Source organism: Nocardia sp. NPDC057668 (assembly GCF_042799795.1).
In the GTDB taxonomy this organism is placed as follows: domain Bacteria; phylum Actinomycetota; class Actinomycetes; order Mycobacteriales; family Mycobacteriaceae; genus Nocardia.
Genome location: NZ_JBHVIC010000003.1, coordinates 420,733 through 445,064, shown reverse-complemented (window position 1 = coordinate 445,064; position 24,332 = coordinate 420,733). Strand labels below are relative to the sequence as shown.

The 24,332-nt window shown below is 70.5% G+C and carries 17 protein-coding genes and 1 pseudogene; 4 read left to right on the top strand and 14 right to left on the bottom strand.

All coding sequences use genetic code 11. The features are described 5' to 3' along the window. Positions 1-101 precede the first annotated feature (101 nt). The 8 genes from ACFVBH_RS20580 to ACFVBH_RS20545 form a co-directional block, all read right to left on the bottom strand. Positions 102-2,459, bottom strand: a complete 2,358-nt coding sequence (locus tag ACFVBH_RS20580) for a SpoIIE family protein phosphatase (RefSeq protein ID WP_379003455.1) — start codon at positions 2,457-2,459, stop codon at positions 102-104. Then, positions 2,456-3,178, bottom strand: coding sequence for a SpoIIE family protein phosphatase (locus ACFVBH_RS20575; RefSeq protein ID WP_354987687.1), 723 nt, complete (start codon positions 3,176-3,178; stop codon positions 2,456-2,458). Before ACFVBH_RS20575 ends, ACFVBH_RS20580 begins: the two co-directional genes overlap by 4 nt. After that, complete coding sequence (locus ACFVBH_RS20570) at positions 3,171-3,596, bottom strand: ATP-binding protein (protein WP_379004552.1); 426 nt, start codon at positions 3,594-3,596, stop codon at positions 3,171-3,173. Before ACFVBH_RS20570 ends, ACFVBH_RS20575 begins: the two co-directional genes overlap by 8 nt. Continuing rightward, entirely contained in the window at positions 3,574-3,963 is a 390-nt protein-coding gene (locus ACFVBH_RS20565) for an STAS domain-containing protein (RefSeq protein WP_354987686.1), read from the bottom strand. The genes ACFVBH_RS20570 and ACFVBH_RS20565 overlap by 23 nt, the downstream gene beginning before the upstream one ends. 14 nt (positions 3,964-3,977) lie before the next feature. Then, positions 3,978-4,874, bottom strand: coding sequence for an STAS domain-containing protein (locus tag ACFVBH_RS20560; RefSeq protein WP_354987685.1), 897 nt, complete (start codon positions 4,872-4,874; stop codon positions 3,978-3,980). 195 nt (positions 4,875-5,069) lie between these two features. Then, positions 5,070-5,546, bottom strand: a complete 477-nt coding sequence (locus ACFVBH_RS20555; RefSeq protein WP_354987684.1) for a MarR family winged helix-turn-helix transcriptional regulator — start codon at positions 5,544-5,546, stop codon at positions 5,070-5,072. A gap of 154 nt (positions 5,547-5,700) precedes the next feature. Further along, positions 5,701-5,850: a hypothetical protein gene (locus ACFVBH_RS20550; RefSeq protein ID WP_379003451.1), complete on the bottom strand. Its 150-nt coding sequence runs from the start codon at positions 5,848-5,850 to the stop codon at positions 5,701-5,703. Between the two features lie 100 nt (positions 5,851-5,950). Continuing rightward, a complete protein-coding gene (locus ACFVBH_RS20545; protein WP_354987682.1) occupies positions 5,951-6,751 on the bottom strand; it encodes a helix-turn-helix transcriptional regulator in 801 nt (266 codons plus the stop codon). Between the two features lie 299 nt (positions 6,752-7,050). Here ACFVBH_RS20545 and ACFVBH_RS20540 point away from each other — a divergent pair, with 299 nt between their 5' ends. The 4 genes from ACFVBH_RS20540 to ACFVBH_RS20525 all read left to right on the top strand — a co-directional run bounded on the left by ACFVBH_RS20540 (position 7,051) and on the right by ACFVBH_RS20525 (position 11,336). Beyond that, the gene (locus tag ACFVBH_RS20540) at positions 7,051-8,727 is read left to right on the top strand and encodes a fumarate hydratase (protein WP_354987681.1); all 1,677 of its coding nucleotides are present in this window, start codon (positions 7,051-7,053) and stop codon (positions 8,725-8,727) included. A gap of 17 nt (positions 8,728-8,744) precedes the next feature. Then, the gene (locus ACFVBH_RS20535; RefSeq protein ID WP_354987680.1) at positions 8,745-9,347 is read left to right on the top strand and encodes a M15 family metallopeptidase; all 603 of its coding nucleotides are present in this window, start codon (positions 8,745-8,747) and stop codon (positions 9,345-9,347) included. Between the two features lie 108 nt (positions 9,348-9,455). Then, entirely contained in the window at positions 9,456-9,728 is a 273-nt protein-coding gene (locus ACFVBH_RS20530) for a hypothetical protein (RefSeq protein ID WP_379003448.1), read from the top strand. 219 nt (positions 9,729-9,947) lie between these two features. After that, on the top strand, positions 9,948-11,336 hold the full coding sequence (locus ACFVBH_RS20525; RefSeq protein WP_379003446.1) for a metallophosphoesterase: 1,389 nt from the start codon (positions 9,948-9,950) through the stop codon (positions 11,334-11,336). Positions 11,337-11,594: 258 nt separating this feature from the next. Here ACFVBH_RS20525 and ACFVBH_RS20520 read toward each other — a convergent pair whose 3' ends face one another. From ACFVBH_RS20520 to ACFVBH_RS20495, 6 genes and pseudogenes are all read right to left on the bottom strand, one after another. Continuing rightward, complete coding sequence (locus ACFVBH_RS20520; protein WP_354987677.1) at positions 11,595-12,812, bottom strand: hypothetical protein; 1,218 nt, start codon at positions 12,810-12,812, stop codon at positions 11,595-11,597. A 580-nt stretch (positions 12,813-13,392) separates the two neighbouring features. Beyond that, positions 13,393-18,234, bottom strand: coding sequence for an SbcC/MukB-like Walker B domain-containing protein (locus ACFVBH_RS20515; protein ID WP_379003443.1), 4,842 nt, complete (start codon positions 18,232-18,234; stop codon positions 13,393-13,395). 731 nt (positions 18,235-18,965) lie between these two features. Further along, positions 18,966-20,327: pseudogene (locus ACFVBH_RS20510) on the bottom strand (TIGR02678 family protein); the annotation flags it as partial. Then, a complete protein-coding gene (locus ACFVBH_RS20505) occupies positions 20,327-22,264 on the bottom strand; it encodes a TIGR02677 family protein (RefSeq protein WP_379003440.1) in 1,938 nt (645 codons plus the stop codon). The pseudogene ACFVBH_RS20510 and the gene ACFVBH_RS20505, both read right to left, overlap by 1 nt. A 52-nt stretch (positions 22,265-22,316) precedes the next feature. Next, complete coding sequence (locus tag ACFVBH_RS20500; protein ID WP_379003438.1) at positions 22,317-23,075, bottom strand: DUF2127 domain-containing protein; 759 nt, start codon at positions 23,073-23,075, stop codon at positions 22,317-22,319. Positions 23,076-23,111: 36 nt separating this feature from the next. Beyond that, positions 23,112-24,305, bottom strand: coding sequence for an XRE family transcriptional regulator (locus ACFVBH_RS20495; protein ID WP_354987674.1), 1,194 nt, complete (start codon positions 24,303-24,305; stop codon positions 23,112-23,114). Between the last annotated feature and the right edge of the window lie 27 nt (positions 24,306-24,332).

Here is a 24,332-nt window from a genome sequence, read left to right as displayed (position 1 = left end):
CTACGGCGAGTCGCAGGAGCCGGGTCGTGCCGCCGCGGGCGTCGACACTCGACGCGGTCGGCGGCTCGCCGGCCGGAAACCCGCCGAGCGACCCGGCGACGTCAGACGCGGCTGGCGGCGGAGAACGAGACGGCGGGCAGGCGGGTGGTCATCCGGACCTGGGTGCCCGGCCCGGAGTGATCGAAGTCCAGCTGCGTGGTCAGGGCGCGCATCATGGCGATGCCGCGGCCGCGATGGCCCGGATCGGACGGCAGCGGCCGCCAGACGCCGGTGTCGGTGACCACGAGGGTGACGGTGTCCGGCCCGCATTCGGCGGTGAGCAACACGCGATCACCGGTGCCGCCCTGCAGATACGCGTGTTCGATGCTGTTGCTGCACGCCTCGTTCGCGGCGGCGATGAGGTCCGCGGCGCAATCGTGCGGGACGGCCGCGGCGGCGAGCCAGAACTTGAGATCGCGGCGGATGCCGGAGAGTTCGGCGGGTTCGGCGGGCAGGTCCAGGCGCAGCGGTTCGGGGGGCTGCCGGTAGACCACCATGGCGATGTCGTCGTCGTATCCGGTGTCGGGCCGCAGCCGATCGAGCACCGCGTCGGCGACCTCGCGCGGCAATTGCCCTGCCGCGCCTGTCAATTCGTCGGCGAGGTCGACGAACCGCTCGTCGATGTCGATGCCGCGCTGTTCGACCAGGCCGTCGGTGAACAGCACCAGCGTCGAGCCGGGCGCCATGGCGGTGGTCGCCTCGGGACGGCGGGGCAGGTCGAAGGTGGCCAGCGGTACCGCGCGCCCGCCCTCGAGCAGCCGCCCGCGCGTGCCGGGTTCGGCCAGCACCGGCGGCATGTGCCCGGCGCTGGAGTAGCGCACGAGCCCGCGCACCGGATCCAGTATCGCCGCGCACACCGTGGTACACATGGCCCCCGGAATTCGCGAGGCGACCGTGTCGAGTTCGGCGAGCAGCTGCGCCGGTCCGGCCCCGCGCAGCAGCAGCGCCCGTGCGGCGGTGCGCAATTGGCCCATGACGACGGCGGCGGACAGCCCGCGGCCGACGCAATCGCCGACGACCACGCCGATGGTGTCATCGGCCAGGCGGACCACGTCGTACCAGTCGCCACCGATCTCGAGCGGCGGCAGCGCGGGTTCGTAGTGCACCGCGAAGCGCGGCGGCAGCTCGATCGGCCCCAGCATGGCGCGCTGCAGGGTCAGCGACGTGGCGCGGGCCTGATCGAAGTTCCGCGCCCGCTGCACCGCCAGGCTCAAATGCCCGATCAGCAGCGAGAACAGCGCCCAGTCGCCCGGTGTGATGACCCGCGGCGCGGCGAACCGCAACCACAGCGCCGAGTCCCCGGACTCCCCGAGCGGTGCGACGATGCCCTCCGAGCTCGCCGCGCCCTCGGGAATGGCGAACATGGTGCGGCCCGGTCGCAGTCGTGCCCGGTCCAGCAGTGCGCGCGCTCGCGCGTCGAGCACCTGGCGCGATTCGCGGCCGTCCCGGCCGGCGCCGTAGCGCCCGTCGCCCGCGGCCGCGCCGAAACTGTTGTGCGCGGCCAGCGAATTGCGCATACCGCTGACGCTCTGGGCGCCGTTGCCCTGCTTGGCGGCCTGCTCGGTCGGAAAGTCGTCCGAGACATAGAATTCCGGCCCGCTCTGACGGCTGTCCCACACCGAGACGACCGCGGATTCGGCGCCGACGGCCCGGCGCAGCTCCTCGAGCCCGACGGCCAGCACCTCGCCGACGCTGGTGGCCGCGACCACCTCCGCGGCCATGCGCGAGATCGCCTGATCACGCGCCTGCGCATCGTGTTCGGCGGTCACGTCGCGAATGGTGCCCACGAAGATGCGCTCGTCGTTCTCGGGTTTGACCAGGGAGCTGGTGCTCACCGCGAGCCAGAGCTGGCGCCCGTCGCGATGGCGGACCGGGGTGACGAACCGCGCGGCGTCGGTGCCCAGATCCGGGTAGCGCGGCGCGTCGGGCACCGTCCAGGGATGGGGGAGCGGGTACGGCACCCCGTCGGGGCCGTACCCGGTGAGCGCGCCGAAGGCCGAATTGACCTCCACCAGTGTGCCTTCGGCGTCCACGACGAAGAAGCCGTCCTGCAGCGACTCCACCAGCGCGGTGCGGAAGGCGTCGCGGCCCGCGAGATCGTCCGCGCGCGAACGCTGTTGCTCGTACCGGCGGTTGCCGTCCAGGAAGCCGCGGGTGGCCACGTCGAGGGCGGCCATGGTCTGCAGCAGGAATTCCAGTGCCGCTTCACCGCGATCGCCGACCTCGGGGCCGGGCAGCAGCTCCTCCTGCTCGAGGATGCGGAAATGGTGTTCGGTGAGATCGAGAATGCTGACACCCTCGACCAGGGCGCGCCGGCCGAGTTCGTAGCCCTCCGCGAGGGTGTTCTGGTTCGGGGCGCGCAGATGCAGCCGCAGCGCGGTGGTGTACGCGTCGCGGAAGGCCGCCAGCACCGAGCTCATTGCTTGGCGCCCGGGTGTCCGGGGACCGGGTGACCCGCGAGGGTGTGCCCCGGCCCGGAATGACTGTGCGCGGCTTGGCTCTGCACCGAATGCCCGTGCGGCACATGCCCGCGATGGCGGGCCGCGAGCACGAGGGCGTCGTCGGTGTCCTTGGCGTAGCGGGCCAGCACGTCGGCGGTGATGTCGGAAGTCGGCTTGCCCAGATCGATTCCGTCGGGGAAGTCGCTGGTGATGCCGTCGGTCGACATGAGCAGCAGATCGCCGGGGCGCACCGGCACGGTTTGCGGTTGCAGGTTCGGCGGCAGCAGATAGCCCACGATGCCGCCGGCGAGCAGGGCGGCGGCGCGAACGGCGGGTTTGCCGGGAGCCGCTGCGACGACCCGGGATTCGACGTTTCCGACGCCCAGCCAGTGCAGGCGGTCGCCGGAGTCGAACAGGGCCAGCGATACCGCGGCCCCGCGGGTATCGGACATGGCGCGATGGCACAGCAGCATCAGCACATCCAGGGGTTCGGCGCGATTCTCGGCCAGCACCTGTGCGGCCCGATCGGCGGCGTCGGCGGCGGCGGCGCCGTGCCCGAGTCCGTCCAGGACCGCGAAAAGCACTGAGCCACCGCCCGCGTCGAGGACGACGGAGCGGTCACCGGATACCCGCTGGCCGGGTAGCGCGCGCCCGGCCACGGCCCATTCCACCGCGCCGATGAAACCGTCCTCACGCACCGGTGGGTACCCACTTCCACATTTCCACAAGCGTGCCCTGACCCGGTTTGGAAGTGATGGCGAGACCGTCCATCAGACGGCGCGCGCCGGGCAGGCCGAGTCCGAGACCGCGGCCGGTGGAGTAGCCGTCCTCCAGCGCGCGGTCGATGTCGAGGATGCCGGGGCCCTGATCCTGGGCCTGAACCACCATGGAGCGGCGGCCTTCCCGGTCCTGCACCGTGAGCCGGACCTCGCCGGTGCCCGCGTAGCTCGTGATGTTTCGCGCCACCTCCGAGATGGCGGTGGCGATCATGGTGCGATCGGAGAGCGAGAAGCCGAGAGCGCTTGCCATCTCGAGTCCCGCTTGCCGTGCGGTCACGATGTCGTTGGACACCTTCACCGCGATCACCACGTTTTCAGCGGCCACGATCACGACCATCTCGTTGGCCACGTGCATTGATCTTGTGGTTCAGCCAGGCGAGTCCCTCTTCGAGGTCCAGTGCGGTGTGCATGCCCTCGAAGGTGAGTCCGAGTTGAACCATGGCGAATGCGACTTCGGGTTGCAGGCCGACGATGACCGTTTCCGCGCCTCTCAGCTTGGTCATGTGGGCGATGGTACGCAGCGACCTCGCGGCGAAGGAGTCCATTACATCGATTGCGGTGACATCGACGATGATTCCCTGCGCGCGGTACTTGCTGACGTACTTCATCAGGTCGTCCTGCAAGCGCTCGGTATCGGCGTCGGTGAGTGCGGACTGCACCGACGCGATCAGATAGGTGCCCTGCTTGAGTATGGGTACCGGCATTGGCCTGTCCCGGTTTACCGTCCGTCGCGATCGGCGGGAACTCGCGACACCTCGTAACCCAGGAGTCGCTCCGCCTCTTCGATACCGCCCTGAAGGTCGCCGACGGCGTTCATCTTCGACAGATCCAGGCCGATGGTCACCAGTGTGAGCGCGATCTCCGACGACAGGCCGGTAATGATGACATTGGCGCCCATGAGGCCGGACGCGTCGACGGTCTGCACGAGGTGGTTGGCCACGGTGGAGTCGATCGCCGGCACACCGGTGATGTCGATGACGACGACCTTGGCGCGGTTGGCGCGGATGGCGCGCAGCAGCTGTTCGGTGAGCTGCCGGGCGCGCTGGGAGTCCAGGACGCCGATGATGGGCAGAATCAGCAGCTGCTCGCGCACCTGGAGCACCGGGGTGGAGAGTTCGCGAATGGCTTCCTGCTGCTGGCGGATAACGCGCTCGCGCTCCTGCACGAAGGACACCGATACGGTGTTGGCGATGCGGTTGGCGGCCGGCTCGTACGCGTCCAATACTCGCTTGAGCAGCTCGAAGTCGCTCTGGTACTTCTCGAAGAGGCTGCGGGCCAGCACATCTCGCAGCAGGAGCACGATGCCGACGACCTCGTCGGTCTCGACGCCTCGCGGAATGATTCGTTCGGACAGGTCGCGCGCGTAGGTCTGCAGCGCTTCGACGCTACCGGTTTCGAGCACCTCGACGTAGTTGTCGTAGACCGAGGTCGCCTCGGAGAAGATCTCCTCCGGGGTCATCGCGGTCAGCAGCTGGGCATCGGTGATGCGACGGGCCCACTCCTCGCGCAGCTCGGTGCGGTTCTGCCGCAGATGCTCGACCAGCTGCGGGAGCAGATTGTCGACAGAACCGGCGGATTGTGAATCCGCCGGAAGGCCGATGGACACGTCGGACATGGAAATTCCTGCCCCTTTCGCTAAGGCCAGGTCGGGTGCTCGCTCATCTTCAACCAGCACAGCGCCGGCCGATTTGCCGACCGTACGCCGGTGCCGACCGCGGTCGGAAGCCGGTGCCGAGCCTAGTCTTACCCACTACCCGGCGTGTGCCAAACCAAACGCCGGTCAGCACCTTTTTCGGCATCGAAACGCGGTTCAGGACGGGTTCCGGGTGGCCGGTCGGCGGTGATGGGCCAGCAGGGTGTCGTAGATATCGGCGAGTGCGGTGAGTTGTCCGCTGTCCAGCACGTCGATCATGTGCCGGCGCACGCTCTCCACGTGCGCGGGCGCTGCGCCCGCCAAGACCTGCTCGCCCTTGGCGGTCAGCACCGCCGCGGTGCGCCGGGCGTCGTCCGGCACGGCCTCGCGCGCGACCAGCCCGCGCTTCTCCATCCGGGTGATCTGATGCGAGAGCCGGCTCTGCGACCATTCGAGCACCGCGGCCAGTTCCGCGAAGCTGCGCCGGTGGTCGGTGGCGTCGGCGAGCCGGGCGAGGACCGTGTATTCGACGTAGGTCAGGTTGGATTCCCGCAGGGAATCACGTCCGACCGCGGCGGCGATGAGGTCGCGGGTGAACACGAATCCCAGCCATGCGCGCGTCTCGACGTCGTCGAGCCAACGGGGTTCGGTCACGGTTCCACTCCCGGGTTCTGCACTCATGCTAAGTCCTCCCCGCCGCCGATAAGCGCATCATCACAGGTAACCACCCCCCGACTTGAAGGTGCAACCTGTGCCGACACACACAACTCGTTGCCGATTCACACAAGTCCGGGCGCGAATACGCAGTTCACCGCTTGTGCGAACCGAAGCAAGTGTGCAGCGCGCCCGCGCTCCGCGCGCCCGGGGCGGCGCCCACCGCGACCTCGGCGCGGCCGGGGATGACGAGGGTGACCGGGGCGGTCGCCATGATCAGCGGCGCCGGGACGTCGATCGGCACGCGGTGTCGCGGTCGCCGCGGTGGTCCCGCCGGCCGGTCGCACGGGTTCGCTGCTTTCGCCGATCGGACATTCGGTTCGCACCGGTATCCGCCGCACCACTCAGCCCGCCAGTTCGTTCAGCAGATCGATGGTGTGCCCGCTGCTCGCCGCCTGCCCGGCCAGGAACACATGGAACTGGCGATAGCGCTCGGTCTCGTGCGGGACGACCGAGAACCGGGTGTCGGCCAGTTCGGGCTGGCAGAGCAGATCGGGAACCGTGGCGTCGGCAAAGCGCAAGCAGGTGAAGGGGTTTCGCACGAACGCCGGCCCGCAGGCGTGATCCTCGATGATCTGCAGCGTGATGTGCGGGCGCTGCGCCAGGCCCAGGAGGTGCTCGACCTGCTCGGCCCAGACGGCCTCGCCGCCGAGCGGGCGGTGGAACGCCGCGTTCTCGACGATCATCCACACGTGCGGGGGATTCGAGCGCCCCAGCGTCAGTTGCGACCGCATGCGCTGGGCGAGCATTCGATCGATCTCGTGCCGGGCGTGATCGGGATGGGCGGATTTGAGTGCGGCGCGGGCGTATCGGGGCGTCTGGGCGAGCACGGGAACCAGCGCCTGTTCGTACTGCAGGATCTTGGCCACCGGTTCCAGATCCATCAGCAGATCCAGTCGCAGGGTGTGGTCTACATCGCTGCGGTCGCCATAGCCGCAGGCCAGGTACCGCGCCTGCGCGGAGTCCGGAATCCCGTACAGCCGCAGCAGTGCGCGGACGGTCTCGATGGGAACGTGCCGATAGCCGCCGGATTCGAGTCGGCTGATCTTGGATGCGTCGAAGTGGATGGCCGCCGCGACCTGCTGCTGGGTGAGACCGCATCCGTCGCGTAGTCGGCGTAGCTGGATTCCCAGTAGTACGAGCAAAGCCGGTGGGCCGGTTAGGTTTCGCGCCGGCCCGGGATGTCTGGTTCGGCGGCTGCGCGTGTCCTGTGTATGAGGCACCTGCCCGAGTGTTCCATGTGTCGCGTGTCACTTTCCAGGGCAATTGTCCGTGCAGATGCAATTGCATATGACTTCACAGCGCGGTGGATCGCACGTCGTGAGGGGTCCTGAACCGTGCGGTAAGGCTTGCCTTTGCTCGGGGGCAGGGGCGGCGGTGGTTACAGTCTTTCTGCTTGAACCGTTGGCTGAACAGCCCCAGCCCTGCTCGAGGAGTGCGATTCGTGACCGCGCCTGACTTCCTGTACTCGGATCTGCTGCCTATCGGTGCCGACGAGACCCCGTACCGGTTGCTGACCACCGAGGGTGTCAGCACGTTCGAGGCGGGCGGGCGCAGCTTCCTGCAGGTCGAGCCCGAGGTGCTGCGCATGCTGACCGCCGAGGCCATGCACGACATCAGCCACTTCCTGCGGCCCGATCACCTGAAGCAGCTGCGCAAGATCATCGACGATCCCGAGGCCAGCGGCAACGACCGGTTCGTGGCCCTGGACCTGCTCAAGAACGTCAACATCTCCGCGGGCGGCATCCTGCCCATGTGCCAGGACACCGGCACCGCGATCGTGATGGGCAAGAAGTCCGAGGGCGTGCTCACCGGAGCCGATGACGCGGAATGGATTTCGCGCGGTGTGTTCGACGCCTACACCAAGCTGAACCTGCGCTACTCCCAGCTCGCCCCGATCACCATGTGGGACGAGAAGAACACCGGTCAGAATCTGCCCGCGCAGGTCGAGTTGTATTCCGAGCAGGGCAATCCCGCGTCCCCGGCCTACAAGTTCCTGTTCATGGCCAAGGGCGGCGGTTCGGCCAACAAGTCGTTCCTGTTCCAGGAGACCAAGGCCATCCTGAACCCGGACCGCATGCTCGAGTTCCTGGACGAGAAGATCCGCTCGCTCGGCACCGCGGCCTGCCCGCCGTACCACCTGGCGGTCGTCATCGGCGGCACCAGCGCCGAATTCGCCTTGAAGACGGCCAAGTACGCCTCGGCGCACTACCTGGACAACATGCCGACCGAGGGATCGATGGCCGCGCACGGCTTCCGCGACCTCGAGCTCGAGGAGCAGGTCTTCAAGCTCACCCAGTCCTTCGGCATCGGCGCGCAGTTCGGCGGCAAGTACTTCTGCCACGACGTGCGCGTGATCCGCCTGCCCCGGCACGGCGCCTCGCTCCCGGTCGCCATCGCGGTCTCCTGCTCGGCCGACCGCCAGGCCCGCGCCAAGATCACCGCCGAGGGCGTGTTCCTCGAGCAGCTCGAACGTGAACCGGCGCAGTACCTTCCGGAGCAGACCGACGCCATCCTGGGCGGCGACGTGGTCCGCATCGACCTGAACCGGCCGATGGACGAGATCCGCGCCGAACTCTCCAAATACCCGGTGAAGACCCGGCTTTCGCTGACCGGCCCGTTGGTCGTGGCGCGCGACATCGCGCACGCCAAGATCAAGGAGCGGCTGGACGCGGGCGAGCCCATGCCGCAGTACATGCGCGACATGGCCGTCTACTACGCCGGTCCGGCCAAAACCCCGGACGGCTACGCCTCGGGCTCGTTCGGCCCCACCACCGCGGGCCGCATGGACTCCTACGTCGACCAGTTCCAGGCCGCGGGCGGCTCGCACGTCATGCTCGCCAAGGGCAATCGCTCGGCCCAGGTCACCAAGGCGTGCAACGCGCACGGCGGCTTCTACCTCGGCTCGATCGGCGGACCCGCCGCGCGGCTCGCGCTCGATTGCATCAAATCCGTCGAGGTTCTCGAATACCCTGAACTCGGCATGGAGGCGGTGTGGAAGATCGAGGTCGAGGACTTCCCGGCCTTCATCGTCGTGGATGACAAAGGCAACGACTTCTTCGCCGAAACCTCGAAGCCGATCGCGCTGCGAGTGCGCGAGCGGTCCAAGGAACGAGTCTGAGCGAAGGAGCTGATTCGATGCGGGCGTACGGCCGCGACGACGTGCGGGGTTCGACCGCACGACGGAATGTCTCGACCGTCCGGCGGTATGCCGCGATAGCCGCATTGGCCGGCGCCGGCGTGGTGGGCGGCGTACTGCCCGCCCCCGCGGGCGCCGCGCCCCGCCCGCACGCCGCCCCCGTCCTGCCGGGGCACACCGAGGCGCCCGGGAACGCCGTACCCGCGGCCACGGCCATCGCCGATGACGCCGACGGCCTGAATCCGCTACTGGCGGCGGCCTATTGGGCCGCGGCGGCGGAAGCGCACGCGGCCGGTGTTCCACTCTCGATCACCTCCGGGCACCGCACCTACGGCGAGCAGGACGCGCTGTGGCAGGACGGCATCGCCACCTACGGCAGCCCCGACGCCGCCCGCCGCTGGGTGCTGCCCCCGGAGGAGTCCACCCACGTGTCCGGCGACGCGATCGACGTCGGCCCGCTCGAGGGCGCGCAGTGGCTCGAGGCCAACGGCAATCGCTGGGGGCTGTGCCGCTCCTACGAGAACGAGTACTGGCACTTCGAGCTGGAGACGCTGCCGAATCACCCCTGCCCGCCGCGACTACCGGACGCGAGCGCGCGCTAGCAGCGAACAAATCCGACCGGACACTCTGGTGTCCGGTCATTCGCCGCTGTGCGCACGCTCCGAGTTCGGCATTCTGGGTTCGGCACATATCTAGCTACGGAGGCATGGGTGGGCAGGCAACGCACACGAACGGCATTCGGCTCCATGGGCCGGCAGCGCCCTCCCGTTCGCATCTCGCGTGTCGCCCCCAGAAAAGCACCGCCGCGCACCGGGCTGGACGCCGTGCTCACCCCCGGCTGGCTGATCCTGGAACTGCCCACCGCGATTCTTCTCGCGGTGTTCGTCGGCACCGGCTGGCTCGGCTACGCCCAGCATTCGGGCACCCCGGCCCAGCCGCGGCCGGCGGTCGTGGTGCCCGCCGACCAGCCGCCCGGCCGCTGAGCGCCGCGCCGGTCGAACAGGTTGCCGCGTAAGGGATGCGGCTGTGCCCGTGGGGCGCGTGCTGTGCCGCGGCAACGTGTGAGCGATCGGTGCGGGGCGCCACGCGTCGCGGGCAAAATCCTTCTGCGCGAAGCCGATCGGTCAGCCGCAGGGCGGCCGCTGTTCAACGGGCGGCCGTAGCGTCACCGGTGTGCGGTGACCCTGCGGACGGAGGCCCCCATGCTGGATCCTCGACTTCGGACCGGATGGCTGGCGGGCGCCGCCACCGGCGCGGCGGCGGTGGCCGTGCGCGTGCCCCGGCCGTCGGCCGCGAATGCCGTTCGGGCGACCGGCAATTCGGTGGTGGCCTCGGACCTGGAGGTCGTCACCGTCACCGACACCTCGGTGATCCTGACCTGGACAACGCGCGCTCGCGATCGCCGGGGGAGCTGGCGGCCAGAACCGGCCGACACCGAGGTGCGGATCGGACCGGGGGACAGCCGCGAACCCGTGCCGGTGCGGCTGTTCGACGCCGAGCGCACCCCCTACCACTACGCGGAGATCCACGGCCTGGAACCGGGCCGCGCCTACCGCTTCGAAGCCTATTCCGACGGCGGTCGCGCCCACCCCGCCCGCACGCTGGTCACGCGCCGCGCCGGAACACCGGAATCCACCGGGATTTTCACCACGCTCACCCCGCCCCCGGGCCGGCTGCTGCGCACCCTCGCCCTGCTGAACGACCTGCACTACGGCGAGGACCGCAGCGGGCAACTGGTGCCCGGGCTGCTCGAGGGCGAACGCGGCGAGCAGTACCCGGAATTCATGCTGGGCGCGGCCCTGGACGAACTCGCGGCTCCGAATCGGCGTGCCGACCAGTTGATCGTCGCGGGCGATCTGACCGACACCGGAACCCTCGATCAGACCCTGGCCGTGCGTGCGCGCCTGGACGATTGGGGCGCGCTGGGCCGGGAGTACTTCGTCTGCCGCGGCAATCACGACATGCCGCCCAAAGGCGAACCCGACCACTGGGGCTCGATCTTCCATCCGCATCAGCGGTTGATCGAGTACTCGGTGGGCGGATTGCGCCTGATCGCACTGGACACCACCCGGCTCGCGGGCTCCGGCGGCACCCTCGGCGGGACCCAGGTCGAGCGCCTGCGCGAGCTGCTGCGCGGCGACCCCGACCGCCCGACGCTCGTATTCGGTCACCATCCGGTCACGAGGCACGCGGCGGTAAGCAACCCCGGCGGACCGGGTTTCGTGCTCGACAGGGCGAATGCGGCCGCATTACACGGCATCTACCGATCGGCGCCGGGCGTCTTCCTGCATCACAGCGGGCACACGCATCGAAATCGGGTGACCCGGCCCGATATCGGCGTCGGCGTGGAATTCCTGGAAGTGGCGGCGGCCAAGGAGTATCCGGGCGGCTACACGCTGCTGCGCGTCTACGAGGGCGGCTACCTCGCGAACTTCTACAAGACGCGGTCCGAACCCGCACGGCGCTGGAGCACCCGCACCCGCCGCCAGTACCTCGGCCTGCACCCGGATCACGCGCTCGGCAGCTGCGCCGACCGCAATCACGCGGTGCGGCGCGACTTCTCGGGTCTGCGGGCCGCCGGGGCCAGTTAGGCCGCGGGCACGGACGCGACCGGCCACGGCCCGAATCGCGTGTGGGCACGGTGATTCGTGTGCGAGGTCCAGCGCCGATCACTGGCGACCGCGCCCGGAGTGGGCAGCCCGTGGGCGGCGTTCTCACCCGGCGATCAGCTGATTATCGCCGGGTGAGCCGGACTCGTGCACCCGGTGCGAGTGGGTACGCCGGGGGCGGGACGACTCGAAGGAGTTGTCGCGCAGGGTTGGTCGCGAGCGCGGGGGCGCTCGGCCGGATCAGTCGTCGAATCCGCCGGAGCCACCGTTGCGGGCACGCGCGGCGGCCCGGGCGCGACGGCGCGCGGCCTGCAGTTCGGCGAGTTCCTGTTCCAGGGTCTCGGCGATCCGGAACTGGCCGGTGTCGTACACGTTCAGCGGGGGCACCGGGTCGGCGCCGTCACTGAGCGAGGACTCGGCTTCGAGCATCTTGCGGGACTTCGTGGTGGCCGAGGTGCGCTCCTCGCGTTCGGGCGCGCGCGGGGCCTCCTTGGGCTTCGCCTTCGGCTTGACGGCCTCGGCGCTGTCCACCACCTGGGCGTTGCCCATGTCGCGAATCTGCTCGGACTCCACGTGCGGCTGGCCCGCGGTCAGCGCGGGCGTGGCCGGAGCCATGCCCGGGCTCGGCGCGGGATTGCGGGTCGGCCAGCTGACCACGGTCGGCAGCGTGCGCCGCATCTGCTCGGCCGGGTCCGGCAGATCCCGGATCTGATCGGTGGCACGCACGATGGCCAGGCCGTACCGGGCGCTCGCGGCGTTGTGGATCAGCAGCGCGACACCGATCATGATGGGCGCGATGGCGTGCACGGCGACGTCGTACCAGCTACCCGACTTCAGGTACGGGTAGGTGTTCAGCGTGACCGTCAGGCCCAGCAGGGCCATCTCGGCCGCGACGACCTGCTTGGTGCTGTCCAGCACGCCCCACTCGGCGACCTTGTTGGTGCCGATCATGATGATCACGAGGCAGACGCTGATCATGCCTTCGAGCAGGTAGCTGAACCAGAACAGCGGATCGCTGGGGCCGCCGGGCGCGATGTTGTGCTGCACGTTGACCGCGGACCAGAGCATGCCGGCCGCGACGACACCGGCCAGCGCGCGCAGCGACCAGGCCCGATGCTTGTACAGCGACGCCAGTTTGGCGTGCGGGCTGGACTCACGCCGCTGCGCGGCGATCGCCTTGCGAGCGAGCAAGAGGTCCCGAATGTCGGCCTTCTCAATCTCTTGGGTGGTCTGCCGCGTGCGGTCGGCCGTGGCGGCCGCCGCCTCGGCTTGCTTCCAGCGCTGCGAGCGATCCTCGTCGCGGATGCGCTCGGCCAGCTCGCGTTCGGCTTGCAGCTCGTTTTCCGAGAGCGCTTCGGTGAGGGCGGGATCGAACTGGTAGACCAGCCGGCCGCGGGCCTTCTCGACCCGCCGCGCCAGCTGGGAGACGTCGTCCTCGGGCGGATGTTCGAGAGTCATCAGGACCCCTGTCCGGGGAAGTTCGATGGGCGAGCGGTGAACTCGAAAGGGATCGGCACGGAAAACATTTCTAGTCGATAACTGCCTCTCGGCGAAACTGTTGATTTGCCGATGCACCAATCCTTACGGCGCGCCGCGCCGCGACACGCGCAATCCGATCTTGCCCGGGACGTTTACCGGGTGGTATCGGCCCGGGTGTCAAGGTGGGTGATCGGTACTGTCCCGCTGACGGATTCGCGAGATTCGGTGATGCGGAACGGGCATGGATCGGTCGCGCGGCCGGGTGGCGGTGCGCGTCGGGCGGCGGCGAATCCGGCATCGCGCATCGAACCGGGCGTTCGGAACCAATCGCCGGGACCGTGTGCGCGGGCTCACTCGACGCCGCGTTTCGTAGCGTAGTGAATGTGCTGCCGTCGGCTGCCACCCGAATCGGGTGCCTTCGGTACGCGTTTCGGGCAGGGGCCGCGGGCGCGATTCCGGGCATATCGGCGGGGCGCGACTGGCGGGCCGCACCGGTGCGGCTTGTTGTGCACCGGACAATTCGATCGAACTTCCCGAATGTCCGGTGCACGAGCAGGACTCAGAGCAGCGCTACCGCACCCTCCACCGCGTGCGGGAGCCGTCGCCGATTAGGGGAGCCCAGCGCCGTGGTCAGGTCCGAGCCGTCGTGCTCGGCCAGCAGATCGGCGCTGTCCCACACCAGCAGCGTCGCGCTGACGGTGTTCTCCGCCGCCGAGTGCGCCAGATCGTAGTGCGCGCAGCCGGGCACGTGCGCGTAGGTGATCCAGAGGTCGTAGCCGGTCATGAACAGGTCCAGATCGAATTGCACGGACAGGCCCAGCAGTTCGCTCTTACCGTTGTCGTCGACGCCGGCGAAGGCTTCGTCCAGCGCCAGCAGGCGCGGGGCCTGCGGGTCGGCCGAATCCAGCATGACGTGCGCGGCCGCGAACAGCGGCAGGTGCAGCGAGACCGACTGCTCACCGCCCGAGAGCGCGCTGTGCCGGGCCACGGTGAGCCGGTCCTCGGTGCCGTCGGAGGTGATGATGGTGAAGGAGAACACCCGCCACGCGCGGTAATCCAGTGTCGCGGCCAGGATCTCGGGGAACGAACGCTCGGGGTGCGCGGCGCGCGCCGAGCGGATCTCGGCCGCGAAGTGCGAGCGAATGGTGGCCAGATCGTCGGGCACCAGTTCCGAGGAGTCGCGGTCCAGGAGCTTGCACACCGCGCGGGCGGGTTCGGAGAGATTGTCCGCCAGCACCCAGTGCACGCCGATCGTGTTGCCCGAGGACATGCGCCGCTGCTTCATCTCGGTGCCCATGCGGGTGATGAGATCGCGGGCGTCGCTGGTGCGTTCGTGAATCTGCTGCGCGAGTCCGGTCAGCAGCGCGTCCTCGAGGATGCGGCGTTCGGAGTCGGTGAGCAGCAGTTCCTGATCCTTGCGCGCCCCGCCGATGCGCTCGGCGAAATCGGCGAGCGCGGACAGGCCGTGATCGTCGTGGACCTGCACCACGGTCAGGCCGTCGGCGGCGTCCCAGTGCAGGCGGTAGTCCTGGCGGGCGGCGGTGAGCGCGGCGTCGAACTCCTGCAGTGCGGCGGTGACCGCGCTGCGGGTGGACTTTCGGGTCGCCTCGCCCGCGCGCACCGAAGCGGTTGCGGCGGCGAGGTTCTCGAACAGGGTCGCGACCTCCTCCGGCAGCACCCGCATGTCCTGTTCGGGGTCGCCGTTCTCGATGCGGTACAGCAGCTGCTCTGGGGTGGACCAGGCGGCATCGCTGGCGGGCCAGCGGTTCTCGACGGGTGCGCCGAGCAGGCTGAGCAGATCCGGGCGCGCGTAGGGGGCCAGATGCCGGACGTCGGCGAGCAATTCGGTGAGGGCGGTCCGCAGGGTCTCGTGCGCGGCCCGGTGCGCGCCCTCGGCGGTGCCGACCGCCTCGATGGCCTCGTGCGCGGCCTTGCGCGCCGACTTCTGTTCGGCCCGAGCCGCGTCGATGCGTTCGCGGGCGGCCTCGAGTTCGCGATCGATGTCCGCTGCCCCTGCTCCCAGGGCCTCGCGCAGGGTCTCGAGCTTGCGCAGCTGCTCCTCGTAGCCCGAGCGCGCGGCCTCGGCCTCCTCGGCGAACGCCTCGGCGAGATCGGTGGCCTCGTCGAGCCGGTCGGAGGTCTCGCGGGAGCGCTCGTGCTCGCGGGCGTGATCCCCGCGCAGGCGCAGCAGCGCGGTGCCCGCGTTCTCGAAGTGCCGGACCGCCGCGGCGAGCGCGTCGAGTTCGGCGGGTTCGCGCGGGACCCGGTGCTCGGCCGCGATCGCGCGCACCTTCTTGTCGGCGGCGGCGTACTCGTTCACGGCCTGGTCGATGTCGCGCTCGGCCTGCGCGGCGGCCTCGGATCGCGATCGCAGCATGCCCGCGGCCTCCGAGACCGCGCGCAGGGCGGCGGTGACAGCGGTGGTGCGCGGCAACGCCTTCGACGCCGCGGACACCCGTCCCAGTTCCTCGGTGGCGGCCTGTTCGGCGGCCTTCGCGTCCCGGGCCTCGGTCTCGGCGGTCTCGATGGCTGCGGCAAGCTCGGCCAGGCGCAGTTCCCGGCGCCGGGCGCGCGCGGTGCTGCCGATGAACTCGGCATCACCCTTGGCGTGCCGCCCGACCTGCACCCCCTGCCGGAACCGGCCGTCGGTGCCGACGGTCAGCTGCCCGTCCGCGCCGACGGCGGTGGTGGCGGTCGCGACCCGCGCGGTCGTCTCCTCGTACAGCGCGATCGAGGCCAGCACATCGGCGACGCGCTCGCGCGGCACCGCCAGGTCACCGGAGTCCTCCTCGACGACGAGCACGTCGGCGAGCGTGCGCCCGGTGGGCCGCTGCCTCGCCGGCAGGGGCACCAGGAACTGATCGGAGGCATGCTCGGGCAGATCCGCCCCCGCGCACACCCACCCGTCCAACAGGTTCGCCGCCTGCAACGCGGCCTCGATCCCCGCGGCGGCACCGGGCTCTACCGAATCGGCGAACCGCACGAGCCGCCACAGCGGTGCGCCCGCGGGTGCGGCCGAGGCGGTCGCGCCACCTGGCGAATCATTCGAGACCTGCGCGCGCGCCGCGCCATCCGCACCGGCTGCGCTCGCGGCCGATGCGGTCGTGCTCCCTGCGGGACCGTTCGAGACCTGCGCGCCTGCCGCGTCATTCGCACCGGCGATCTCGTCGACCGTGCTCTCGGCCGCGCCCCGCGTGCGACTCGCAGCGCGTGCGGCGCCCGGCGTACCGGATGTCCCGGCGTGCGGCGTTCCGAGCCGGTTGCGATCGGCTCGAGCGTGGAAAGCCGGTGGGGCGTCGTCCCGTTCGGCCGCGACCTGCTCGCGTTCGGCGCGCAACTCGGCGGCGCGCGCGGTGGCCTGGGCCGCGTGGGCGCGGGCCTCCTGGCGGCGGGTCCGGATCTCCTCGGTGAGCGGCTCCGAGCGCTCGGCGAGCACTTCGGCCGGCGTGAGCGCGACCGATGGCTCGTCGGAAAGCGCTGCCGCCAAGGTGTTTCGGGCCGGGGTGGTCGCGGAATCGCCCGGGGTCACGGGGGAGCCCGTGCCGGAACCACCCGCGTCGCCAGCGCGGTCCGCGCCGGAACTGCTCGCCGGGCCCGTTCCGAGCGCGCCGCCCGAACCGCTCACGGAACTGGTTCCGAGCGCGCCGCCGGAACTGCTCGCGGGGCCGGATCCAAGCGCGCCGCTCGAACTGCTCGCGGGGCCGGATCCAAGCGCGCCGCTCGAACTGCTCGCGGGGCCGAATCCAAGCGCTCCGCCCGAACCGCTCGCCGGGGTCGCCCCGGCCGACGCACCACGTCCGCGTCGCTTGCCCTTCGCCGCTGCGGGCGGCCGTGCCGAATGCTCGGTGCCCGCCTGGGCGAGGGCCTCGTCCAGGGACTCGAACAGGCCTTCGCGGATGGGGGAGTAGACCTCGCGGTGGCTGTCCCACCAATCGCGCAGAGCGGTCGCGGTGTCGGCGCGGGTCAGGGCCACGGCGGCCTCGGTTTCGGCGAGGTCCACGGCCGCGGACTCGCGGAGTTCGGTGGCGCGCTGGGCGGCTCGTTCGGCCCGGGTCCGTTCGGTGGCGGCGGCCTCGACCAGGGTCAGGGCGCGGCGGACCGCGCGCACGTCGGCGTCGCGTTCCTCGGCGTGCGCGCGGACCGTGGTGGTGAGGTGTTCGGCGCGAGCCTGTTCGGGCAGCGCGGTCCAGGCGATGCCGGCTTCCTCGGCGGCCGTGCGCAATTCGTCCTCGCCGCGGGCCAGGGCCGCGGCGGCGTGCTGCACGGCGGCCAAGGCGCGCTCGGACTCCCCGGCGCGCTGATCGACGGTCTGGCGGGCCTTGAGGGACTTGTCGTGGTGCACCGCGGACGAGGCTTCCAGGCGGCGCACCGCGTCGGCGAGGTCGTCGAGCTGCTGTTTGCCCTCGTAGGCGCTCGAGCGCTGCAGCGTCTCGCGATCGGAGAGCGCCTGTTCGTAGGCGCGGTCGGCGTCCTCGGCCCGCGTTTCCACGGCCGCGCGCTCACCATCGCGACGCCGGCGCAGCGCCGCGGCCGCGTGCAGCGCGGTTCCGGCGTGTGTCACCGCGTCCAACCGCGTGCGAACCTGGTCGACATCGGTCTTGGCCTGTACCGCAAGGTATTTGCGGTACACCCCGACGAACGCGCGGGTGGCGGTGTCGGCCTGCACCAGGCCCTCCAGGGTCCGCCCGACCTCTTCCATATCGCTGAACGAGCGCGCCGCGTCCAGGATCATCTGCTCGTCCAGCGGGCGCAGACCGTCGGTGAGCGCTTGCGAGAGCCCGCGCGGGTCGAGGTTCTTGGCCAGCTGCGGGCGGCGCAGGGTCAGAATGAGATTGATGAGCTGGTCGTAGCGCTGCTGCCCGAGCCCGAACATGCGCGCGTCGATGGCGGCGCGATACTCCACCGGCCGGTCCACGATCGCGTCGCCGCCGATCTGCTCGGCCAGCTGCTTGCGGGTGAGCGGGCGGTCGTCCGGGCCCAGCAGTGAGAAGTCCACGCCCACGCGGCCGTCGGCGACGAAGTACCAGCGCGTCACCTTGTCCGAGGAGCGGGTGGCGCGCATGCCGATGCCGATGGTCACCGCTTCGGGCGCGTCCCAGCTGCCGCGCGCGAACTCCATCCACACGTACGAATACGCCGATTCCTGCTTGCGGTACAGCAGATTCGACTTCATGGTGCGCTCTTCACCGGCGAACGGATTGAGCCGGCGCGGCTCGATCCGCCCGTCCAGCACGAACGGGAACAGCACCTCGAGGGCCTTGGTCTTACCCGAGCCGTTGGGCCCGCGCAGCACGAGCCTGCCGTCGCCGAAGCAGAACTCCTGGTCGCGGTAGTCCCACAGATTGACGATGCCCGCGCGCGTGGGAACGAAGCGGACGCCACCGTGAATGAGCTCTGCCATCAGTCCCCGGAACCCTTCTCGATGAAATCTGCCGTCTGCATATCGCCCCGCCGCTCCGGACCCGCCGCCGTGTCGGCCGCCGGCTCGCGGTCACCCGGTGAGCCGCTGCCCGCTTCGTCACGTGGCGAGTCCCCGTCGCGCTCCGCACCCGGGTCGGCGTCACCCGCCGCCGGTTTCGGACCCGCGGCGTCCGGCGGCCGTGTGCCGCCCGACATGTCCCGGGTCGAGGGGTCATCCGCCCGTGCGGCGGGGCGGTCGGTCTCCCCGTGTCCCGCGGCGGTCGACGGATCCGGCTCCACAGCATCGGACGGCAGGTCTCCCACCGCGCTGAGGTCGGAGACGTCGTGCTCGGTCGGCCCCGCGCCGGGAACGGTGTCCCCGGCGACGGATTCGTCAGCTCCAGTGGCGGATTCGTCCGCCCCGGCCACGGATTCGACCGCGTCCGCCACGGATTCGATCGTTGCGACCGTGTCTCCAGCCGATGCCGCGGCACCTCCGCCACCCTCCGGCGGCGCCGTTGCGGAGGACAGGTCTCGATCCGCGCTGAGGTCGGAGACGTCGTGCTCGGTCGGCCCTGCGCCGGGAGCGACCACTTCGGTGGCGGATTCGACCGTCGCGACCGGGTCGGCGGCATTGGCCGAGGACGTTCCGTCACCGTCCGCGCTATCGGACCGGTCGTCGCCGTCCGCGTCGCGCACGGGCTCCCCGGCCGCCGGTGTGCCGAGTTCGGTTGCGGAGCTGAACAGTTCGGTCTCCGCACGGCTGCGGATGGTGACTATCGCGCCGCGGTAGCGGGCCAGGGCGGGCAGGACCAGCAGGCCGGTGCCGATCGGTTCGACCAGGCGCAGGCGCTCGAGCAGGCTCACCGCCTCGGCCGTGAGGCCCGGCACGTCGGCCTGCCATTGCGCGGCGAAGGTCGCGCCGTATCGATGGGTGAGCATTCGGACCGTGTCGCCGATCCATTCGGACGCGATGAACGGGAACTCCGGAACTTCCGGCTCCGCAACGTCTTCGAGTTCGGTCGCGTCCTCGTCCGCGGCGAAGATGTCGACGGGATCGGCGAGGGGAGCGAAGACGCTGGAACGGGGGATCGCGCTGTCGAGCTGTTCCACCAGATCTGTCAGGGGCCGTTCGGGCCGGGGCATGCGGAACACCGGATTGTCGATGTCCAGCACCAGATCCGCGATCTCCCCGGCCAGCAGCAGCGCCACCTGCGCGAGGGTGCCGGTGCCGGGGAACCGCACGTCCGAGAGCCGCCCCGAACTGTCGATGAGCGCGACGCCCTCCGCGCGCCGTTCGGCCCGCAGACCGGTGATCAGCTCCACCTCGGCGACGAGCTTCTCCTGGGCGAGCATCGTGCGGTGCGGTTCGGCGAAGTCGTCGGCGTACACCACCGGCTGTTCGACCAGGGCGCGCCGCACCTTGCGCGCGGCCAGCGACTGCGCGGGGGAGCGAGTGTCCTTGCCGCCGGCCTCCTCACCCAGCAGCCCGGTCACGCTGTGCAGATGCTGCAGCGCGCGCGGCGGCCGGAACAGCGCGAACACCACCGAGCGGTCGATGTCGTAGAGCGCTTCGCCCGCTTCGGGATCGCTCGCCCAGCCCCCGGCGTCACCGTCCGCCAGGGTCACCGCGCCGCGCGCGGCCAGCCAGCCCACGGCGTCGACGAAGGCATCCCGGTCCGCGGCGCGGTCGGCTGCCAGGTCCAGCCCGTCCACCCGCTCGGTGTACGAGGCGACCTGATCGGCCAACTCCGACAGCGTGATCTGATCCCCGGCTCGCCCGAGCGCGGCCAGCGCCAACGCCAGATACGCGTAGCGGCGGCGGTCGAAGAGCCGATCCGCGGTGGTCCGCCCCGGCCGCCCGGACTCCAGCCGATCCAGCACCGGGAACAGCCGCGCGGTGGTCTCGGTGACCTCGAGTCGGTACCCGAACAGCTCGGCGAGATCCTCGCGCAGTTCGGTCGCCCACCGCCGGACCAGCGGCAACGCAATGCGATCCGGGTACTGCCGGGTGATCAGGTGATTGGCCAGCACCACCCGCGCCGCACGCTGATAGCCGTCCAGCGCCAGCGAATCGATGCCTCGCGCGTGCATCAGCGCACCCCCTGCTCGACGGCGGCGTCCGCGCCACCCGCGCGCCCGGCATCCGATCCGGCGGCGGTGACCTCCGGCTGCCGGTCGCCGACCGCTGATGTGACGCCAGGGTCGGTCGCCACCGTGTGGCCGCCGGCATCCGGCGATGTGCCGCCGGTGGCGACCGACGATGTGCCGTCGGTGGTGAGAGCGGACGCGCCGCCGGTGCCGACCGGAGCTGTGCCGCCCGTGCCGGGCGATGATGTGCCGCCGGTGGCGGTCTCGACACCCGGACCCCGTTGTGCGGCAGCGGCATCCGGTCCGCCCTCGCGCGGCCCGCCGGGCGCCTTCGCGCGGGCGGGAGAACCGGACTTGTCCTTGCGCAGCGCGGCGGTGTCGCGCACCTGGAGGCGGCGATTGTTCAGGTGCAGCAGCCCGCGGGCCGTGCGCACGGCGGTCGAGCCCTCGCATTCGGAGACGGTGAGCGTCACCCCGCTGTCGGAACCCGTGGTGCCCGGCACCCTTCCGCTGACCGGAACCCAGGCGGTGGAGGCCGCGTCCAGCAGGCGCAGCAGCACCTCGGTCTCACCCTCGTCGAGCTCGCGTTCGTGGATGTCGGAGGCGGCCAGCGAGGCCGCCGCCCGGGCCCGTGCGCGCTGGGAGTCCAGCTGGGTCTGGCGCAGCCGGCGGATGCCCGCGTCGTTGCGCTGCAGCCGGGCGGGAGCGCCGGGCGTGGGCGGGCGGCCGGTCTCCGCCAGGGTGCGCGCGATCTCCAGAGGCGGTGCGTCCCACCAGGACCGAATGGCCGGAATGACATCGGCGTCGGGATGCTGCATGGCCAGGTGCCGGGGCCGGCCCAGCCCGAAGACCGCGTCGAACAGCGCGTGCGCGGCGTCGGCGGAGGGTGCGGCGGTGAACCAGCCCGCCAGATGCCGCAGCGCCGATTCCCGGCTCACCCCGCCCTTGCGCGTCTCGGTGACCCGGCGCAGCAGCGACAGCACCGCGGCGATCGCGCTCATGGTGGCCTCGCGCAGCCGATCGCATTCGGTGATGCCGCCCTCGCCCGCGTCGTTCACGAACCAGGAGCGCAGGCCCTGCCAGCGGGCGCGCCAATCCTCCTGCCGCTCGGCGCGATTGAGCAGCACCCGTTCGTCGCAGTGCGCCGCGCGCTCGATGAGCTCGTCGACCCCGGTGTCCTCGACCGCGCGAATCGCCGCGGCCAGGCGCGGCGCGAACCGGGCCAGATCCATGGAGAACTCGCGCATGTGCGCCAGCAGCGCGTCCTTGTGCGCGAGGAACGCCTCGGGCGTGGCCTCGGTGGTGCGCACGAGATCGCCCAGGGTCAGATAGAAGTGCGCGGCCCGCTCGGCCAGATCCGACAGCGCGCGGTCCAGGCGCGCGAGCACCCGGTAGACCTGCGGCGAGTCCCCGGTGCGATTGGCCTCGGCGAGGGTGTGCAGATCCGCCAGCAGTTCCGGCAGCACGAGCCGCGACAGCGAGGCTTCGTCGAGCCGCGCCTCCAGCACCTCCGACACTGCCCGAAATGCCTGAAATCCCGCCTGGGAGAACTGATACACGAAGTGCCGGTTCCGGTATTCGGCCAGCGTCGCTGCCCGCGTCCCGTCATAACTACGCTCCAGTACGCCCCACTGATGCAGCTGCTCGAGCAGCGGCCCCACCTCGGTGGGCGTCAGCTCCGGCGCCCCCGGGCAACGTCCGAGCGTCTCCACGACGTCGGAGGCGTGCAGCAGCACCACGTACGCACCCCGGGCGATATCGAACGCGCGCAGAACCCACAGGTAGTCGCCCCGCTTCTCGGCGGTGGCGAAGGAGAACAGCCGCAGCCGGTCGGCGTGCGGGAACTCCTCGGCCCGAACCCCCTCGGGGCCGGGCAGCAATCCGTCAGCGGACTCGTACACCGGGGCAAGGGTAGTACCGCCCACCGACCGGTCCGGCATTGCGGCGGGTATCGGCGCGCCCGCGTCGCGCCCGCGCGAGCGCTCGGTCCGGCTAGGTCGCCTCGACGGCCGCGCGCTCGACTGTGAGCAGACTCTCGGTATGGTGCTCGGCGTAATAGGCGGCCGCGCCGCCGTGCAGGCCGAACAGCCGCTTGGACCACAGCAGCCACACGATCGCCGCCAGATTCACCAGCAGCGCCAGCACCCGCAGCACGGTGACCTTCTCGGTGAGCTCGTAGATCTCGAGCGGCAGGAAGAGGCTGGTGGCGATGACGGCGAAGTACTCGCCCCAGCGCTGCACGAGCCAGAGCCCGGTCGCTTCGACGAGTTGGACTGCGGCGTAGGCGAAGATGGCCACGGCCAGCCAGGTCAGCGTGGTCGGCGACAGTGTGAACGCCTTGTCGGTCCAGGTGAAGATCTTGGAATGATCGGGGTCCCAGCCGATTTGGTCCGCCAGCTGGCGCAGTAGCGGCAGGTCCTGATCCCAGATCTCCCGCCAGTGGTCCTGCGAGCCTCGCAGCTTCAGCACCCCGGCCCCGAGCAGGATCAGCACCAGCGCGCGCAGGACCCGCTCGGCGGCCAGCAGCCGCATGATGACCCGGTCCCGCAGCAGCCGTCCGCGCGGCACCTCGGGCGCGTCCTCGGCCGGGCCGTGCGCGCGGGCGGGCCCGGGCACGAAATCGCCGCAGCGCAGGCACCGCCACGACTCGCCGGCGGCGGTGTCGACGTGCAGCCGCGCGGCGAGCGCGGGCTCGTCCGGAGCGTAGGTCTCGTGGCCGCGAACGGCGCAGGTCCAGAGACTGATGTCCATGAATTGGAGCGTAACGGGCATACCGCCCGTGGCGGGTCAGCCCGCCGCGAGTGAACGCAACTGGTCGAGGTAGGCGCGGGTGCGCGGATCACCCGGGAAGCGCTGGATCATCTCCCGCGCGGTCTCCCCGGCGATCCACATGAGCGAGGGCAGCGACCGCCGCTTGCCGGTGAAGGCCCGCAGGCCCTCGTCCAGCGCCAGTTCGAGATTGCGGTCGCGCACCGCCACCACCGCCAGGGTCAGGTGCGCCTCGGCCACCCGCATGGGTTTGCGAATCGACCCGTCCGGCCGGGTCGAGGACAGGATGACCTGACGCGCATAGCTTTCGGCGAGCCGGTCGTCCCCGGCCACCCGGCAGCAGTCCATGGCGTAGAAGTCGAACTTCTGTGGATCGACCACGAAATGATTGTCCAAATTGGTGGGATGGTCCATATTGTCCAGAATCGAACGGCCCTGGGCGAGAGCGGCTTCCACCTCGCGCCGGTCACCCAGCCGCGCCCACGCCTTGGCGCGCTGCGCGGCCAGCTGCACCCCGACCCCCAGCTGCGCGGTCCCGGCGTGCGCCGCCTCGGCCGTTTCGATCGCCCCGCGGTAGTTGGCCTGGGTCAGCGCGAACCACGCCGCCATTTCCGCACCCCAGCCGATGATTTCGGCGTGATCGGCCTCCTGGCCCAGCGAGAGCGCCGCGCGCCGAGTGGCTTCGGCGGCCGTGCGCCAGCCCAGGTCGTAATCCACGCACCCGACCAGCAGCGCCACCCAGCCGGCCAGCACCAGCACCTCGCGATGCTGGGCCAGGGTCAGTCTGCCGTCCAGCAGCGAGGTGATCCGGCGCAGCCACGCGGTGCCCTCGGCGTGCAGTTCGTGTGGGTCACAACAGGGATACTCCGAACACAATCGATCGGCGGTGATGCGAATGGCGTCCAGGGTGGCCGAGGAGACGTCGGACATCCGTAGCCTGCCGATGAATTCGAGCGTGTCCATCCCGGTGGCGGAAAGCAACTCGTCATCGCGATTGGGTCGCGCCTTGGGAAAGAACGCGGCCGTGACGGTGTCGAATGACGCCGCGATTATGGGCGCGTAGAAATCGTCGGGTCTGGATTCGCCGGACTCCCAACGCCTCCAGTTGCGCAGCAGTGTGCTGTCGGTGGGTAGATTGTGCGTCGACTTACCGCGCATCGCGCGCACGGCGTCGGCTTGTGACCACCCCCGAGCATCACGTTCGGAGCGCATTCGGACAGCCCAGACAGGTCGATCATC

Coding starts and splice junctions, on each gene's coding strand:
- ACFVBH_RS20580 (WP_379003455.1), bottom strand. CDS start 2,459: ATGAGCTCGGTGCTGGCGGCCTTCCGCGACGCGTACACCACCGCGCTG.
- ACFVBH_RS20570 (WP_379004552.1), bottom strand. CDS start 3,596: ATGGTCGTGATCGTGGCCGCTGAAAACGTGGTGATCGCGGTGAAGGTG.
- ACFVBH_RS20565 (WP_354987686.1), bottom strand. CDS start 3,963: ATGCCGGTACCCATACTCAAGCAGGGCACCTATCTGATCGCGTCGGTG.
- ACFVBH_RS20560 (WP_354987685.1), bottom strand. CDS start 4,874: ATGTCCGACGTGTCCATCGGCCTTCCGGCGGATTCACAATCCGCCGGT.
- ACFVBH_RS20535 (WP_354987680.1), top strand. CDS start 8,745: ATGCGGGCGTACGGCCGCGACGACGTGCGGGGTTCGACCGCACGACGG.
- ACFVBH_RS20525 (WP_379003446.1), top strand. CDS start 9,948: ATGCTGGATCCTCGACTTCGGACCGGATGGCTGGCGGGCGCCGCCACC.
- ACFVBH_RS20520 (WP_354987677.1), bottom strand. CDS start 12,812: ATGACTCTCGAACATCCGCCCGAGGACGACGTCTCCCAGCTGGCGCGG.
- ACFVBH_RS20515 (WP_379003443.1), bottom strand. CDS start 18,234: ATGGCAGAGCTCATTCACGGTGGCGTCCGCTTCGTTCCCACGCGCGCG.
- ACFVBH_RS20505 (WP_379003440.1), bottom strand. CDS start 22,264: ATGCCGGACCGGTCGGTGGGCGGTACTACCCTTGCCCCGGTGTACGAG.
- ACFVBH_RS20500 (WP_379003438.1), bottom strand. CDS start 23,075: ATGGACATCAGTCTCTGGACCTGCGCCGTTCGCGGCCACGAGACCTAC.
- ACFVBH_RS20495 (WP_354987674.1), bottom strand. CDS start 24,305: ATGCGCTCCGAACGTGATGCTCGGGGGTGGTCACAAGCCGACGCCGTG.